Origin of the sequence: Nocardia coubleae NBRC 108252, from assembly GCF_001612805.1 — a bacterium.
Lineage (GTDB): Bacteria > Actinomycetota > Actinomycetes > Mycobacteriales > Mycobacteriaceae > Nocardia > Nocardia coubleae.
The window spans coordinates 86,328-100,693 of the sequence record NZ_BDBD01000025.1 but is presented as its reverse complement, the minus strand read 5'-3'; the positions used below and the strand labels follow the sequence as shown (position 1 = coordinate 100,693).

Sequence of the window (14,366 nt, the reverse complement as noted above, 5' to 3'; positions counted from 1 at the left end):
GTTCCCCGGTCGGCGCCGTAGGCCCGGAACGTCCCACTAGACTGAGCCGGTGACTTTCGACAGTGGACGGGGACGTTCGACCCCCGATCGGCCCGCCAAGCAGCAGTCGATCGTCTCGAACACGCCCTCGGTGGTGCAGAGTCTGCGCACCCATTCGGGCACGGGCGTGCCGTTTTCGGTCGAGTTCAACCCGCCCCGCGACGCGGCCGGTGAGGCCAGGCTGTGGCGCGCGGTGCGCGAGTTCGAACGCATGCACCCCGCCTTCGTGTCGATGACCTACGGCGCGGGCGGCTCCACCCGCGACCGCACGGTCCGCATCACCGGCGCCCTGGCACAGGAGACCACCCTGCTGCCGGTCGCCCACCTGACCGCCGTCGGCCACAGCATCGCCGAACTGCGCTCGCTGGTCGGTTCCTACGCCGACTCCGGCATCTGCAACGTCCTCGTGCTGCGCGGCGACCCGCCCGGCGACCCGCTCGGTGAGTGGCGCAAGCATCCCGAGGGCGTCGAGTACGCCGAGGAACTCGTGCGCATCGTCCGCGATCTCGGCGACTTCCACGTCGGTGTCGCGTCGTTCCCGCAGGGCCACCACCGCTCACCCGACCTGGACCACGACACCCGTCACCTGTGCGCGAAACTGCGTGCGGGCGCGGAGTATTCGATCACCCAGATGTTCTTCGACGTCGAGCACTACCTGCGCCTGCGCGACCGCGTGATCGCCATGGACCCCGCCGAGGGCGCCAAGCCGATCGTCCCCGAGCTGATGCCCATCACCTCGCTGCGCACCGTCGCACGCGCCGAGGAACTGTCCGGCCGCCCGGTGCCCGCCGACATCGTCGCCCGCCTCACCCGCGCCGCGGGCACGGGCCCCGAGGAGGACCGCGCCGCCGTGCGCGCCGAAGGCATCCAGATCGCGACCGAGATGGCCCAGCGCCTCATCGACGAAGACGCGCCCTGCCTGCACTTCATCACCCTCAACTTCGCCAAGGCCACCAGCGAGGTCCTCACCAACCTCGGCTACGGCGTCACCGCCGCCCCGCTCAGCGCCTGACCGGCGGCTGGACGGGCGGCTTTCGGCGCGTTGTCACCGCCTCGCAGCGGCGAGGGTCTGCCAGGTTCGTTCCCAGTTGCGGGTCATGGCCGGGTAGACGATGAGGTAGCGGAACGGCTTGATGAGGGCCATGTAGAGGCGCCCGAGGCGGCCGTTCGGTTTGACCAGAACGGCCATCTGCAGGTGGTAGCCGGTGTCGTCGGGCACCCAGCCGAGATGCATGACGCCGTGCATGGTGCCGTTGGCGATTTCGGCCGCGTACTCGTTGTCGAGGACGTAGAGGCTGGTCAGCGGGCTGTCGCTGTCGTCGGGAGTCGGGGTGTCGCGCAGGTCGGCGGGGAGGCGGTCGCGCAGGGAGCCGACGCGGGTGCCGGTGCCCGCCGATTCCTCGTCCCAGCCGAAGATCTCGCCCAGTTTCCAGCGGATCTTGAACAGCACCCCGCTGATGCCCGAGCTCTCGGACGCCTTCTCCGCCTGCAATGCCGCGAGGAAGGCGGGGAAATCGTCGGGGCCCGCGCCGGGAGTGCGGAACTGCCAGACGTCTTCGGTATCGAAGTCGCGCGCGATCTCGTGGATGCGCCACGGCTGGGCGGAGTGTGCGGAGGTGGGAAGTCGCATGACATGACCTCGATCTGTACGGGGGCGTATAACAACTGAGGCTACCGCTGTTATACGCCCCCGTACAGCTCTGCTCGCCGTGCCGTCGCCCACTCCGGCTACGCGGCCAGTGAACCCCGTAAACCCCACGCCCCGGCCAGCAACCGATGGGATTCGAGCCGGTCGGCGTGCGCGTGGGTGATGGTGGTGACCAGCAGTTCGTCGGCGCCGCTCACCCGGCGCAGGGCGTCGAGCCGTTCGACCACGGTGGCGGGTGAGCCGACGATCTGTGCGGCCAACCGGTCCTCGACCAGGCGGAACTGGTCGTCGGTGAGCGGTGCGGCGGTGGCCGGATCGAGGTACTCGCCCGCGCCCGCGCCGCTGCGCACATTGTGCACCCAGTGCCCGTAGGTGCTCGCGTGCCTGCGGGCGGTGTCGTCGTCGGCGGCCACGACCACGTCGGCCGACACGATGACGTACGGCGCGGCGAGCACCCGCGACGGCCGGAACGCCGCCCGGTACGCCGCCACCGCGTCCAGCGCGGTCCCCGGTGCCACGTGGTAGGCCGCCGCGAACGGCAACCCCAGCCGGCCTGCCAGTTCCGCGCTCTCCCCGGCGGAACTGCCGAAGATCCACAGCTCGGTATCGATGCCCTCACCCGGAACCGCGTGCAGCGCGACACCGTCGGAGGTGGTGTAGGTGCCGTCGAGCAGGGCGCTGATCTCGGCGACCTGGTCCGCGAAGTCCAGAGATCGTGCGCCGGGCTGCTGCAGTGCCTCGAGGGAGGCGAGGAATTTCGACCGATCGAGGACCCGTCGCGGATCGAACGGTGGTGGCACGACCACCCCGTCGCGCACCTGGGTGCGTCCGACGACCGCGTCGAGCACCGGCCGGCCGCCCTTCGCGGTGGTGGTCGCGGCGCCGTACTGGGTGCGCCGATGTCCGGAGCGGCCGAGGCCGAGATCGAGCCGGCCCGGGTGCAGCGCGTCGACGGTGCCGAACGCCTCGACGATCGAGGCCGAGGTGTGCTGACCCACCTGCACCGCGCCCGTGCCGACCCGAATCCGCTCGGTGGCCGCCGCGACCAGACCCAGCAGCGTGAGCGAGGCGGAACTGGCCACCGACGCGAAATGGTGCTCGGCCAACCAGAACCGGTGATAACCCCACTGCTCGGCGTGCCTGGCCAGATCGATGCTGTTGCGCACCGCCGCCGCGGCGCTCGATCCCTCGCTGATCGGTGCCAGGTCCAGGATCGAGAGCGGCACACTCATGATCTCGGATCCTGTTCTCCCGCTTCCACCGCCGCCCGCAGCCGGTTCTCCCGCGGGGCCACCGGGCAGGTGGCGTAGTCGGTGAAGGCGCACGGCAGGTTCACCGCCCGGTTGAAGTCGAGGGTGACGGTGCCGTCGGCGGCCACCGCGCCGATCGCGAGCGAGCGTGCCGCCGGGTAGGTGGTGATCCCGCTGGTGGCGTCGGTGAACAGCACCTTCAGATCGTCCGGGGTGCCGAAGGCCAGCAACGCCTCATGGCTGTCACCGAGGCGGAACTCGATGACGCCCGCCGCCGGGTGGTGGTGTTCGAGTCCTTCGACCACCGCGCCGGTGGTGACGGTGCGTGGCTGCTCGAACGGGGTGAAGCGACCGGTCACCACCCAGCGCGGGTCCGCCGGGTAGGCGGGCACGCCGGTGAACGCGACCAGGGTCGGTGCGGCCGGATCGTGCACGCGGACCGCGAATTGCCCGGAGCGCCTGATCACTTCGAGGACGCGCTCCTCGTTGAACACGCTCACCCCGGGCGCGCCCTCGCCGGGTTCGAGGATGCGGACTCCGGCGATCCGGTCGCCCTCCACATCGAGCCGGTCGGCGGGCTGGGCGGTGACGAACACCTTCTCGTCGGTGACCCACCAGGTGCCTGGCACACCGTCGAGGCGTTCGGGACGATCGGTGAGCCAGTGCAGTCCGGCGAGGCTGAGCCAGCCGAGCGGGTCGCGCAGCCCGTCCTCGCGGGCGTGGTGCCAGCGGGCCCAGTCGTCGGCGAAAGTGGTTGTGGTGTCGAGGTTGTCGATGGTGACGGTCATGACGCGCGGGCTCCTTCGGTGACGGTGCGGTGACGGGGATGGCGCAGACCGAGGTGGTCGCGCAGGGTCGTGCCGGTGTAGGAGGTGCGGAAACTGCCTCTGTTCTGCAGTTCCGGCACCACGGAGTCGACGAACTCGTCGAGTCCGCCGGGGGTCAGGTGGGGGACGAGGATGAATCCGTCGGCCGCGTCGGACTGCACGTAGTGGTCGATCTGCTCGGCCACCTGGGCGGCGGTGCCGACGAACTGCTGCCGGGCGGTGACCTCGATGACGAGCTCGCGGATGCTGAGGTTGTCCGCCTCGGCACGTTCGCGCCAGGCTTTCACCACGGCCAGCGGATCTTTCGCGTGCCTGACCCGGCCACGGGTGATCTCGGTGGCCGGGTCGGGTTCCACGTCGGGCAGCGGGCCGTCCGGGTCGTATCCGGAAAGCTCTCGGCCCCAGACCTGTTCGAGGAAGGCGATGGCGGTGGCCGGGCTCACCTGCTGGTAGCGGATGTGGCGGGCCCGCTCGTGCGCGTCGTCGGCGGTGTCGCCGAGGACGAAGGTCGCGGCGGGGAAGACCACCAGCTCATCGGGTGTGCGCCCGTATTTCGCGAGCCGCCCCTTGATGTCGGCGTAGAACCGCTGACCCGCCTCGAGGGTGCCGTGCGCGGTGAAGATGGCATCGGCGGTCTTCGCACCGAACTCACGCCCTTCGTCGGAATCGCCCGCCTGCAGCAACACCGGGTGACCCTGCGGTGCGGGTGGGACGACGAACGGCGCACGGATGTCGAATTGCGAGCTCCGGTACGAGGTCTCGGGGATCTCGCGAGCGAACACACCGCGCACACGGTCGACCACCAGGGTGTCGGCGGGCCAGCTGTCCCACAGCGCCCGGGCCGCCTCGACCACTTCGGCGGCGCGCTGATACCGGGCGCCGTGCTCGAGATATCCACCGCGCCGGAAGTTCTCGCCGGTGAACGCGTCGGAGGAGGTGACCACATTCCAGGCCGCCCGGCCACCGGACAGGTGATCCAGGGCGGCGAACTGCTTGGCCAGCTCGAACGGTTCGTTGTAGGTGCTGTTGATGGTGCCTGCCAGCCCGAGCCGTTCGGTGACCGCCGCCACGGCGTTGAGCACGGTGAACGTGTCGGGACGGCCCACCACGTCGAGGTCGTGGATCCGGCCGCGATGCTCACGCAGCCGCAGCCCCTCGGCCAGGAAGAAGAAGTCGAACAGGCCGCGTTCGGCGGTGCGGGCCAGGTGCTCGAACGAGGCGAACTCGACCTGCGATTTCGAGGCCGGGTCGGCCCAGACGGTGGTGTTGTTCACGCCGGGAAAGTGCGCGGCGAGGTGGATCTGCTTGCGCGGTTTCGAGGTCACAGCGCTGCTCCTGCGGCGTATCGGCTGACGGGTCGGGGGAGACCGAGGCGGTCGCGAAAGGTGGGGTCACGGCGGTGTGCCGAAGAGGCGGAGTCCGCGGGGACGGCGTCGGGTGCGTCGGCTGTCGTGGTATCGGCCGATCGGGAGCCGTCCGCCTCAGTTCGCGCGCCGGTGGGGGGTCGGCGGTGCGCGGTGAGAACCGACAAGGTGGCGTGGACAGCCAACGGTTGCAGCACCACACCGTCGGCAGCCCCGGACCGCACGATCTCGGTGAGCAGATCGTCGAGCGTCGCGGCGGTGCCCACGTGCCGCAGCCCACCGCTTCCCTCGGTATCCCGGGCCGAGCGATCCGTCCCGGCGAACGTCTCCCTGCCGAGCGCGTTCCGGATGCGACCGGCCGTGCTCGCCCGATCGGCTGGGCCGTGTGCGTCTTCGGGCGGGTTCGCGTGATCCGACGCGGCGGTGGCCTGCGGTCGGTCCAGCTGGTGTCGTTCGCCCCCGGCCGCGGATGACGGCCCTGTGTGCTGTGGCGACTCCGCCCAGCGGTCGAGTTCGTCGATGTCGGCGTGTGCAACCGCGACCGAATCGGCGAGGTGCACAGGCAGATCCAGCAGAACCCGCACTGCATCGGGGTCGCGTCCCGACCCCGCGATCGCGGCGCGCAGTGCGAGGCGGTGTGCGGCGGCGGTGGGGAGGTCGGCTGCGGAGATGCGGATCAGGTCGGCGCGGTGGACGGCGATCCCGGTCGAGGACGGGTCGTCGGCACGCACCGTGACGATCGGCTGACCCTGGGGTGAGCGCGGGGTGATCGCCGGGCCCTTCACCGAGAAGTTGTCACCCTCGAAATCGATGTAGTGCAGGCGGTCGCGTTCGATGAACCGGCCGGTCGGCACATCGCGGATCTCGGCGTCGTCCTCCCAGCTGTCCCACAGCCGCGTCACCACCTCCACCGCTTCGTCGGCCTCGTGCCAGAGCGAGGCCGTGTCCTGAATCTTCTTGCGGCCGAACGCGGCTGCCTCCGTCTCGCCGGTGGACACGGTGACTTCCCAGCCCGCGCGACCGAGACTCGCGAAGTCGAGCGCGGCGATCGCCTTGGACACGTGGAAGGGCTCGGTGTGGGTCACCGGTACCTGCGGGACCAGGCCGATGTGGCGGGTCAGCCGGGCGGTGCGGGCGGCGACGGCCACCGCGTCGAGCCTGCCGCGGGTCACGGCGGGTCCGCCTTCCTGCAGGGCGAACGAGTCCGGCAGGAACACAGCGTCGAACCCGAGCGCCTCTGCTGAGGTGATCACCTCGGTCCAGTAGTCGGCCGTGAACAGGTCTTCGGCGCGGGAATCGGGACGCCGCCAGGACGCGGGGTGGGCTCCGGTGCCCGGTGTCTCGATGCCGAGGAACAGCGCGCTCATCGGGTCTCCTTTCCGTCGATGTCGAAGGCCGGTGCGGGGATGGCCGCGAGCAGTTCCCTCGTGTAGGGGTGCTGCGGGGCGGTGAACAGCGACGCGGTCGGGCCGGTTTCGACGATGCGCCCGTGCCGCATCACCGCCACCCGGTCGCTGATGCGGCGCACCACGGCCAGGTCGTGGGAGATGAACAGGTAGCCGAGGTCCAGTTCGGATTGCAGGTCGTCGAGCAGGTCGAGGATCTGGGCCTGCACCGAGGCGTCGAGCGCGGAGACCGGTTCGTCGAGGACGAGCAGGTCGGGTCGCAGGGCCAGCGCGCGGGCGATCGCGACCCGTTGCCGTTGTCCGCCGGACAGTTCGGCCGGTCTGCGCCGGGTGAAATCGGTGGGCAGCGCCACCTGATCGAGCAACTCGCGCACCCGCTGGGAGCGGTCGCCGATGCCGAAGGCGCGCAACGGCTCGGCGATGATGTCGCCCACGTTCCAGCGCGGGTCGAGGGAGGAATACGGGTTCTGGTACACCACCTGGAACCGTCTGCGCAACGCGCGCAAGCCTTTCCGGCGAGCGCCGGTGAGATCGTGACCGTCGAAGGTCACCGTTCCGCTGTCCGCGTCGGTGAGCCGTAGGGCGATACGCGCGGTGGTCGACTTGCCGGAACCGGATTCCCCGACCAGGGCGAGGGTTTCGCCGCGGTCCAGGGAGAACTCGACATTGTCGACCGCGGTGATACCCGCCTCGTGAAAGCGTTTGTGCAGCGCGTGTACCGACAGCAACGGTGTGGCAGCCCTGGCACGGGCCGGCCGGAAAGGGGTGGGGGCCAGCGCGGGTGAGGCCGCGAGCAGACGCCGGGTATAGGGGTGCGCCGGGTGAGCGAGAACCTGGGAGATCGGCCCCGACTCGACGACCTCACCACCTTCCAATACAACCAGCCGGTCGGCCCGTTCGGCGGCCACGGCCAGATCGTGGGTGATGAGCAGCACCGCGGTCCCACGTGCGGCGATTCGTTCCGCCAACCGGTCGAGGACCTGGCGGGCCACGGTGGCGTCCAGTGCGCTGGTCGGTTCGTCGGCGATGATCAGGTCCGGACCGCAGGCCAGCGCGATCGCGATCAGCACGCGCTGTCGCTGCCCGCCGGACAATTCGTGCGGGTACTGACGCGCTCGTTGTTCGGGCCGGTCCAGCCCCACTTCCTCCAGCAGGTCCAGGGTCCGCAGCCCCGCGGTGCGCTTGTCGGCGAGGTGGTGCACGAGCAGGGCCTCTGCCACCTGGTCGCCCACGCGCAGAACGGGATTCAGGGACAAGCCGGGATCCTGCGGAACGAAGCCCACACGTCGCCCGCGCAACCGCCGCAGCGACTTCTCGTCGGCGGGATCCACGTGCTCGCCCGCGAATTCGACACGGCCGGAATCGATGCGGGCGTTGTCACCGAGCAGGCCGATCACCGCATGGGCCAAGGTCGACTTCCCCGAACCGGATTCGCCGACGAGCGCGACGACTTCACCCGCACCCACCTCGATGGACGCACCGCGCAGCGCGGCCACGGGACCTGCACCCGAGCGGTAGGAGACGCGCAGATCGTCGACCCGCAGCAGCGTCGCCCCGTCGTCCGAGATGGGCACTGTCGACGGCGCGATGTCCGCCGCCGAACCCGACGTCGTGGGAGTCACGGCCGACTCGTTCATCGCTGATCGCTCCTTCCGGCGAATCGGCCCACCCGCTGGGCGGCCAGCACCACGGCGACGATGACGAGGCCGGGCAGGGTGGTGAGCCACCAGGCGGCGGCGAGGAAGTTGCGGCCTTCCGAGATCAGCGAACCCCATTCGGGCGTAGGCGGTTTGGTGCCGTAACCGAGGAAACTCAGCGACGAGACCGCGAGCACCGCCATCCCGAATTCGACGGCGGCCAAGGCCAGCACCGGCTGGAACGAGTTGGGCAGCACATGTCGTAGCAGGACCGCGTACCAGCGCACCCCCGACGCGTGCGCCGCCTCGACGTAGGGCGCGTGCCGCACCCGCAGCACCTCCGAACGCATCACCCTGGCGAAGTTCGCGATCAGCGAGATACCCATGGCGAGCGCGACATTGCGCGTGCCGAAGCCCAACGCCGTCACCAGCGCCAAGGCCATCAGCAGCGACGGAATCGACAGCAGCACGTCGACCACCCGCATGATCGCGGTATCGACGATCCCACCCGCCGCCCCCGACAGCAGCCCGAGCAGCGAACCGACCACCAGCGCGATCCCGACCGCGGTGAGGGTGGCGGTGAGGGACAACCCCGCACCGTGCACCATTCGCGTGTACAGGTCGCGCCCGAGATTGTCGGTGCCGAACCAGTGCGCCGCGCTCGGCGCCTGAAACTTCTCGCCGGGCACCCCGGTCAACGGATCACCCGGCGCGAACACCGACGGCACCACCGCCCACCCGACCGCGATCACCAGCACGACAGCGGAGAGCACGAGTCCGAGGTGCCCGCGAACCCACCCGCCGATCAGCGCCCCACGACGGCCGTTCGGCGCGGCAGGGCGGTCGGTCTTCGCGCCACGGCGGCCGATCCGCGCGCCAGGCCGGTCGGCCTGAGCGCCACGGGGCTCGATCTGCGTGCCAGGGTGATCGGACTGCGCGCCAAGAGGGTCGGCGTCGCCGTTAAGGGGGTCGGTCTGCGTGCCAAAGTGGTCGGTCTGCGCCCCACGGCGACCGATCTCGGCGCCACGATGACTGGTTTCAGCGCCGGCGGGGGTGATGTCGGCGCCACGGTTGGCGTTGTCATCCCCACGGCGGACGTCGCCGTCCCCATCGCGGGCGATGCCGACATTCCCCGCGGGCGGTTGGGTGACCGGCTGTGCCGGTAGACCGGCGGATGGCCCGTCACCCTGTCGATCGGCGCGCTGCAGTATCGACATCGTCACTCCCTTCGCCCGCCGTGCGGGACAGATCGCGGCGAACCGCTCGAGCTTTCAACTGCCGGTACGAGGCCGCAGGTTGGCCGCGCGGCACCGTGACGACCGTGTCCGGGGAGGTCAGACATCGCGCGCCACCTTCGTGGCGGTGACGTTCGGAAGGGCGCGAGCGGCAGGCGCGGATACCGGCTCATCGATGGGTGGCGCGTCCACCGCCTTCGCGACCCGACCGGCGCCGGTGATCCGGGGATCGAGCAGCGGGTACAGCAGGTCGACGGCCAGGTTCACGACGACGAAGATCAGCGCCGACAACAGCACCACCCCCTGCACGACGGGGATGTCCTGATTGAGCACCGAGGTCTGGGTGAGCCGCCCGACGCCCGCCCGGGCGAACACCGACTCCACCACCACCGAACCGGCCAGCATGGTGCCAACCAGCACTCCGGCGATGGTGAAGGCGGGCACGCTCGCCAACCGCGCCACGTGCCTGCGCTGCACCCACCAGCGCGAAGCGCCCTTGGCCAGCGCCACCTCGGTGAACGGCTGGCGCCACGTCTGGGTGAGCCCGGCGGCGAGCACCTGCGCGATCACCGCACCGATCGGGAGGGCGAGGGTCAGCGCGGGCAGGATCGTGCCGCGCAACCCCGTGCCGCCGAAGGCCGGGAACCAGCGCAGCTGGAACGAGAACAGCTGCAACAGCAACAGCCCGGTCCAGAAGGTCGGCACCGAAACACCCAGCGGCGGAAGCGCACTCAAGGTGTTGCGCAGCCACGGCCGACGCGTATAGGTGGCGGCGAACGCCAAGGCCGTTCCACCGAGCACAGCGAAAAACAATGCGAGCGAAGCCAAGCCGAGCGTGGCGGGCAGTGCGTCACCGAGCGCCTCGGTGACCGGCTGTCCGGTGTTGACCGAACGGCCGAGATCACCGGTGAGGGCATTGCCGAGCGCGGTGACGTACTGCTCCCACAGCGGCTTGTCCAGCCCGTAGCGCGCCTGCAGCTCCGCGATCGCCGCCTTGTCGACAGGGGTGCCGGAACCGGAACTGTCGGCTGCCATCGAGACCGGGTCGGCGGGCAGCAGGTACAGCACGACGAACGACACGGTGAACGCCGCCCACAGCACCCAGATCGCCTGCAATAGTCGCGAACCCACGTATCGCACGATGGGTCGCCGGATCAGCTCAGTCATCGCCGTGACCGCTCAGCCAGGTGTCGAAGAACTGCAGTCGCGCCGAGGCCTCGAACTTCAGGTCCTGGGTGTGGGCGGCGGCACCGATGGCCTGCGACAACTCGATCGTGGGCACGTAGAGCCCGTTGTCGAGGATCTCCCGCTGCGCGGTCGCGATGAGTGCCGCCCGCGCCGCCGGATCGTTGGTGGCCAGCTGCTGATCGAGGGCGGTGTCGAGAGCCGGAACCGGCCCGCGGACCGACAGATTGCGGCCGGTGAGGGCGAACGTGGTGCGCAGGATGTCACCGTCGGCACGAGTGGAGTTGCCGTAGACGGCGTCGTAGTCCTTGCTGTTCTGCCGGGCCGTCTGCTCCGAGAACGACACCAGGTCGAGCCGCAGATCCACGCCGACCTGTCGCAACTGCTGCTGCACCAGTTCCAGAATCGCCTGGTTGCCCGCGAATACCTGACTGAAGGTCACCCCGAAGCTCAGGCGCTCACCGCCCTTCACCCGGATACCGTCGGCGCCGGGCAGCCAGCCCGCCTGATCCAGAATCGTCTTCGCCTTCGCGGGGTCGTAGCCGAGCCGGGCCGAGAGGTCGGTATAGGCCGGGGTCGACGCGGCCAGCACCGAGGTGGCGGGTCGGAACTGTGGGCTAAGGACGGTGTCGATCAGCTGACGCCGATCCAGCGCGGGCAGCAATGCCTGCCGCACCGCCGGATCACGCAGTGGCCCACGCGTCACGTTGGGGTGGAAACCGAAGACCAGGCCCGGGTTCGACGTCGAGAGCACCCGTCCGCCGACCGCCTCGATCTGCGGCGCGTCCTGCGGCAGGGCATCGCTGATCGCGTCGAGCTGACCGGAAGCCAGACTGCCCGTACGCACCCCCGACTCGGGCACGACGGTGAACTCGATCCGGTCGAGATAGGCCTCACCCTCGTGGGCGAAAACCTGCGAGCCCCAGTGGTATCCGGCGCGCTTGGCCAACGTCACCGAGACGTCCTGCTTGTACTCGGCATAGGTGAACGGTCCGCTGCCGATGTTGTCGCCCGCGCAGCGCGCCTCCGCCGGCTTCGCGTTGGTCGACGGGGCGAGGATGCCCAGCTGCGAGGTCGAGGACGCCTGCAGGAACTGCGCGTTCGGCGCGCTGAATTCGACCCGGGCCGTGAGCTTGTCGACCACGGTGGTGCCGACGTAGTTGGCCAGGTAGCTCACGCCGAGCGGCGCTTTGGCCCCACCGAGCCGGACCACGGCGTCGAAGGTGTCGCGCACCGATTCGGCGGTGAGCGGCGTGCCGTCGCTGAAGGTGACCCCGTCGGTGAGGGTGAAGGTGAAGACCTTCGCATCGGGGCTGACCTCCCAGCTGCGTGCCAGCCACGGGGTGATCGCCCCGGTCGCCGGATCCTGATCGGTGAGCGAGTCGACGATCTGCCGGGTCACGTAGATGGTCTGATTGCTCCCCGCCTGGGCGGGATCCGAGCACGACGGTGCCTGCGAGAGCCCGTAGCGCAGGGTGCCACCGGGTTGTGGAGGACCGGCTTGTCCGCCGCCGACGGTGTCACCGCCGCCGCAGGCGACCACCGTCGCGGTGGCGGCGAGAACACCGGCGAACGCGGCGATGCGATGTCGAATCATGAAACAACTCCAGCGAATTCACGGCCTGCGGCCAGGGGACGGCTCGGGATGCGGCGGCGCAACTCCGGCGCCACCTCGGCCTGGAACAGTTCGAGACTGTCCAGGTAGTCGGACTCGGCTCGGCCCTCACGATCGGCGGACAGGTGGATCACCTCGTGCCCGAACTGCTCGTGATACCGGCCGACCTTGTCGACCACCTGCTCCGGACTGCCGACCAGGGCCGAGGAACGGGCGAGGAAATCCTCGAGGGTCTCGAAGACCACCGGGTTGCCCACCTGCCGCTGCAACGCGGTGCGGGCCTCGTAGAGCGGGCGATACACCTCGACGGCCTCCTGGGAGGTCCGCGCCACGTGCAGACCGGCCGTGCCCGCACCGACCAGGGCGTCGGCGGGGTCGCGCCCGTAGTCCACCCAGCGCTGCCGGTAATGGCGGATCAGCTCGGCGTACGGCTCGATCGGGTGCGTGACGTTCGCCGAGAACACCGGATCACCGTGGCGCGCGGCCAGTTCCACCGATTCCCGGCTCGTCGCGCTGCCGTGCCAGATCCGCAGCTTCGGTTGCAACGGGCGCGGCAAGGCTCGTGCGTCGGTGAGCGGCGGCCGGAACCGGCCCGACCACGTCACCTCGTCGCGGTCCCACAGCGCGCGCAGCAGTTCGTATCCTTCGCGGTTACGGTCCCACTGATCCTCGGTCGTCACGTGGTAGAGCTGCGCCTGGGCGGTGCCGTTGCCCTTGCCGATGATCAGCTCGAGCCGCCCGTCGGACAGGTTGTCGAGTGTGGCGTAGTCCTCGAAGGCGCGCACCGGGTCGAGCAGGCTCAAGGTGGTGACCGCGGTGAACAGGGTGATCCGCGAGGTGACCGCCGCCAAATGGCTGAGCACCACCGGGGGAGCGGCGGATAGGAACGGGTCTTCGTGCCGTTCGCCGACCGCGAACCCGTCGAAGCCCAATTCCTCGGCGCGCCTGGCCTGTTCGACAACCTCACGGAAACGGTCGCGAGTGCTCGGCACGACACCGGTCACCGGATCGGGAACCCGGGTGATCAGCGTCATGAGCAGGAATTTCATCGATCTCCTCCATCGAACCCGGCAGAAGCACCCACACCCGGACAGACCGGGCGGGTTGCTGCGACGTCGTAGAGCCAGGTCTCTCAGTCGCTCTGGATGGTGCGCCCGCTGCCGAAGCGTCGAGCCGGATCAGCATGTGGCACAGCTGTGATGGCGCACAACGGTAGAAATCAGCGTGAGCGCAGCGGTTGGAATCGGATGCGCCTGCGGGCACAATCGCCGACGTCGGGCCCGGTCGACCCGATCCAGGCCCCCGCTGCGGCGGTACGCGACGCGCCGAATACTCGGTCACTTCACCTGCGCGGATTCATCGGCTCGCCGGAGTAATCTCGGCCTTCTCCGCGTCGATGAGGAGTTCGCCGTGACTGTTGCGCGTCGTCTGACCACACTGACCTCGCTGACGGCCTGCGCCGCCGCCGTGCTGCTTGCCGCCCCCGTCGCCGCCGATCCACCGGTGCGGCCGGCCGTCACCCGCGACGCCCCGGCCACACCCACCGCGGGCCCCGGCGATCTCCTCGCCGCCTATCAGACGGTCGTCGAAACCCTCGAGGCCCTCGGTATCCAGCCCTTCCTGTACCCGACGGTCGCCGCGAACTGTTCCGGTGACGGTCTCGGCCTGGTCCCGGCCGTCGCGGGTGCGGTTCCCGGCCCGTGGCCGACGAACACCCTCCCGATTCCGGGACTCGATCTCACGGCCGTGAAATCAGGCCAGACGCTGTTCACCTTCCTCCCGTACGGCCTGGAACCGGACACGGCCGCCACCAAGACTTCCGGTATGCAGGTGGCCTGGCTCAACCTCAGCACCGGGCGCGGTGGGATGGCCTCGATGGGGACGATCGCCGACATCGTCCGGGCGATGGTGCCGCCCGAGGTTCCCGCCGAACTCCGGCCGCTCGCCGAGAACGTCATCCGCGATTTCCTGCGCACCGCGATCCCGGTCGGCGGTGTGCGCGCGGTCCCCGTCGACACAGGGAAGGGCACCATCCTCGCCGCCGTCTTCGGTACCACCGACAACGCGGGTCGCTCGTGCTTCTTCTTCCCGACCCTCGGCATCACCGAGGTCGCCTGATCCGGTTTCCGCGAGGGCGGACAGTCGACAGCGCACGTCCTC

13 protein-coding genes and 1 riboswitch are annotated in these 14,366 nt (G+C 69.8%); of the genes, 3 read left to right on the top strand and 10 right to left on the bottom strand.

From position 1 onward, the window contains the following. Positions 1-49: 49 nt before the first annotated feature. Positions 50-1,051, top strand: a complete 1,002-nt coding sequence (locus NCO8_RS25620) for a methylenetetrahydrofolate reductase (protein WP_067642930.1) — start codon at positions 50-52, stop codon at positions 1,049-1,051. Positions 1,052-1,084: 33 nt separating this feature from the next. Here the strand turns inward: NCO8_RS25620 and NCO8_RS25615 are convergent, their stop codons facing one another. The 7 genes from NCO8_RS25615 to NCO8_RS25585 all read right to left on the bottom strand — a co-directional run bounded on the left by NCO8_RS25615 (position 1,085) and on the right by NCO8_RS25585 (position 8,980). Then, a complete protein-coding gene (locus NCO8_RS25615) occupies positions 1,085-1,669 on the bottom strand; it encodes a DUF2867 domain-containing protein (RefSeq protein WP_067642927.1) in 585 nt (194 codons plus the stop codon). A 98-nt stretch (positions 1,670-1,767) separates the two neighbouring features. Further along, on the bottom strand, positions 1,768-2,919 hold the full coding sequence (locus NCO8_RS25610) for an LLM class flavin-dependent oxidoreductase (protein ID WP_067642923.1): 1,152 nt from the start codon (positions 2,917-2,919) through the stop codon (positions 1,768-1,770). Next, entirely contained in the window at positions 2,916-3,725 is an 810-nt protein-coding gene (locus NCO8_RS25605) for a DUF1684 domain-containing protein (protein ID WP_067642920.1), read from the bottom strand. Before NCO8_RS25605 ends, NCO8_RS25610 begins: the two co-directional genes overlap by 4 nt. After that, positions 3,722-5,089 (bottom strand): NtaA/DmoA family FMN-dependent monooxygenase, encoded by a 1,368-nt coding sequence (locus NCO8_RS25600; RefSeq protein ID WP_067642917.1) that lies wholly within the window; start codon positions 5,087-5,089, stop codon positions 3,722-3,724. Before NCO8_RS25600 ends, NCO8_RS25605 begins: the two co-directional genes overlap by 4 nt. Beyond that, positions 5,086-6,495, bottom strand: coding sequence for an LLM class flavin-dependent oxidoreductase (locus NCO8_RS25595; RefSeq protein WP_067642914.1), 1,410 nt, complete (start codon positions 6,493-6,495; stop codon positions 5,086-5,088). Before NCO8_RS25595 ends, NCO8_RS25600 begins: the two co-directional genes overlap by 4 nt. After that, positions 6,492-8,102, bottom strand: coding sequence for a dipeptide ABC transporter ATP-binding protein (locus tag NCO8_RS25590; RefSeq protein WP_376739958.1), 1,611 nt, complete (start codon positions 8,100-8,102; stop codon positions 6,492-6,494). The genes NCO8_RS25595 and NCO8_RS25590 overlap by 4 nt, the downstream gene beginning before the upstream one ends. A gap of 65 nt (positions 8,103-8,167) precedes the next feature. Beyond that, positions 8,168-8,980, bottom strand: a complete 813-nt coding sequence (locus NCO8_RS25585) for an ABC transporter permease (protein WP_210740853.1) — start codon at positions 8,978-8,980, stop codon at positions 8,168-8,170. Between NCO8_RS25585 and NCO8_RS31900 the strand changes: the two genes are divergently transcribed. Beyond that, positions 8,954-9,337 carry a hypothetical protein gene (locus NCO8_RS31900; protein WP_167353331.1) on the top strand — a complete coding sequence of 128 codons (384 nt, stop codon included), beginning with the start codon at positions 8,954-8,956 and terminating at the stop codon, positions 9,335-9,337. The genes NCO8_RS25585 and NCO8_RS31900 overlap by 27 nt on opposite strands. 168 nt (positions 9,338-9,505) lie before the next feature. Here NCO8_RS31900 and NCO8_RS25580 read toward each other — a convergent pair whose 3' ends face one another. Genes NCO8_RS25580 through NCO8_RS25570 form a run of 3 tightly spaced genes read right to left on the bottom strand, consistent with a single transcriptional unit; the run spans position 9,506 to position 13,255 of the window. After that, entirely contained in the window at positions 9,506-10,549 is a 1,044-nt protein-coding gene (locus tag NCO8_RS25580; protein ID WP_084457490.1) for an ABC transporter permease, read from the bottom strand. Positions 10,550-10,565: 16 nt separating this feature from the next. Continuing rightward, entirely contained in the window at positions 10,566-12,188 is a 1,623-nt protein-coding gene (locus NCO8_RS25575) for an ABC transporter substrate-binding protein (RefSeq protein ID WP_067642912.1), read from the bottom strand. Continuing rightward, positions 12,185-13,255 carry an LLM class flavin-dependent oxidoreductase gene (locus tag NCO8_RS25570; protein WP_067642909.1) on the bottom strand — a complete coding sequence of 357 codons (1,071 nt, stop codon included), beginning with the start codon at positions 13,253-13,255 and terminating at the stop codon, positions 12,185-12,187. The genes NCO8_RS25575 and NCO8_RS25570 overlap by 4 nt, the downstream gene beginning before the upstream one ends. A gap of 6 nt (positions 13,256-13,261) precedes the next feature. Continuing rightward, a riboswitch (SAM riboswitch) is annotated at positions 13,262-13,358 on the bottom strand. Positions 13,359-13,616: 258 nt separating this feature from the next. Here NCO8_RS25570 and NCO8_RS25565 point away from each other — a divergent pair. Continuing rightward, positions 13,617-14,324 (top strand): hypothetical protein, encoded by a 708-nt coding sequence (locus tag NCO8_RS25565; RefSeq protein WP_067642906.1) that lies wholly within the window; start codon positions 13,617-13,619, stop codon positions 14,322-14,324. Positions 14,325-14,366: the final 42 nt, after the last annotated feature.

What these genes read in the sequence shown, in the direction of transcription:
- NCO8_RS25605 (WP_067642920.1), bottom strand. Translation starts at nt 3,725, where the DNA reads ATGACCGTCACCATCGACAACCTCGACACCACAACCACTTTCGCCGAC.
- NCO8_RS25570 (WP_067642909.1), bottom strand. Translation starts at nt 13,255, where the DNA reads ATGAAATTCCTGCTCATGACGCTGATCACCCGGGTTCCCGATCCGGTG.
- NCO8_RS25595 (WP_067642914.1), bottom strand. Translation starts at nt 6,495, where the DNA reads ATGAGCGCGCTGTTCCTCGGCATCGAGACACCGGGCACCGGAGCCCAC.
- NCO8_RS25610 (WP_067642923.1), bottom strand. Translation starts at nt 2,919, where the DNA reads ATGAGTGTGCCGCTCTCGATCCTGGACCTGGCACCGATCAGCGAGGGA.
- NCO8_RS25615 (WP_067642927.1), bottom strand. Translation starts at nt 1,669, where the DNA reads ATGCGACTTCCCACCTCCGCACACTCCGCCCAGCCGTGGCGCATCCAC.
- NCO8_RS25575 (WP_067642912.1), bottom strand. Translation starts at nt 12,188, where the DNA reads ATGATTCGACATCGCATCGCCGCGTTCGCCGGTGTTCTCGCCGCCACC.